Here is a 1,108-nt window from a genome sequence, read left to right on the forward strand (position 1 = left end):
GCACCAGCTCAAGGCAGCTGGCCTCGACTACTACAACCACAACCTCGACACCGCGCCCGAGTACTACACCGACGTCGTCGACACGCGCACCTACCAGGACCGGCTCGACACGCTGGCCCATGTGCGCAGCGCGGGCATCAGCGTGTGCTGCGGCGGCATCGTCGGCATGGGTGAGGCACCGGTGCATCGCGCGGGGCTGATCGCGCAACTGGCCAACCTGAACCCGTACCCGGAATCGGTGCCGATCAACAGCCTGGTGCGCGTGCCCGGCACGCCGTTGGCTGATTCGGACCCGGTCGATCCCTTCGACTTCGTGCGCATGATCGCGGTCGCGCGCATCACGATGCCGACCGCGCGCGTGCGGCTGTCGGCCGGCCGTCAGCAGATGGGCGACGCGGTGCAGGCGCTGTGCTTCATGGCAGGCGCGAATTCGATCTTCTACGGCGACAAACTGCTCGTCACCGGCAATCCCGATGTCGAAGCCGACACAGTGCTGCTGCGCAAGCTCGGACTCAATGCGCGGCAGGTTCAGGAGCAGGCTTCGGAAGGCTGTGCCGCATGACCGCCACCACCGCGCGGCCCTTCAAGGTGCTGGGCATCCAGCAGATCGCCATCGGCGGCCCCGACAAGCTGCGGCTGCAGAAGCTGTGGGTCGACATGCTGGGGCTCGAAGTCACGGGCACGTTCAAGAGCGAGCGTGAGAACGTCGACGAGGACATCTGCGCGATGGGCGTGGGGCCGTTCAAGGTCGAAGTCGACCTGATGCAGCCGCTCGATCCGGAGAAGAAGCCTGCCGTTCACACGACGCCGCTGAACCACGTGGGGCTGTGGATCGACGACCTGCCAAAGGCCGTCGAATGGCTCACCGCGCAGGGCGTGCGCTTTGCGCCGGGTGGCATCCGCAAGGGCGCGGCTGGTTTCGACATCTGCTTCCTGCATCCGAAGGCGAACGACGAGTTTCCGATTGCGGGTGAGGGCGTGCTGATCGAGATGGTGCAGGCGCCGCCCGAGGTGGTCGCAGCATTCAGCGCACTCGCAGCTACGCGTTCAGAACCTTCCTGATCGGCGGCTTCACGTCCGAGCGCTGAGGCGGCAGCATCGCCTGGTG

At 66.2% G+C, this 1,108-nt stretch carries 2 protein-coding genes; both read left to right on the top strand.

From position 1 onward, the window contains the following. Positions 1–562 (top strand): biotin synthase BioB (gene bioB, locus ACSFA3_RS25190; protein ID WP_435508068.1); only part of this gene is annotated, 562 nt, incomplete at its 5' end. After that, the gene (locus tag ACSFA3_RS25195) at positions 559–1,062 is read left to right on the top strand and encodes a VOC family protein (protein ID WP_435465628.1); all 504 of its coding nucleotides are present in this window, start codon (positions 559–561) and stop codon (positions 1,060–1,062) included. The genes bioB and ACSFA3_RS25195, both read left to right, overlap by 4 nt. Positions 1,063–1,108: the final 46 nt, after the last annotated feature.

The organism is Variovorax glucosi (assembly GCF_051216695.1).
Classification (GTDB): domain Bacteria; phylum Pseudomonadota; class Gammaproteobacteria; order Burkholderiales; family Burkholderiaceae_C; genus Variovorax.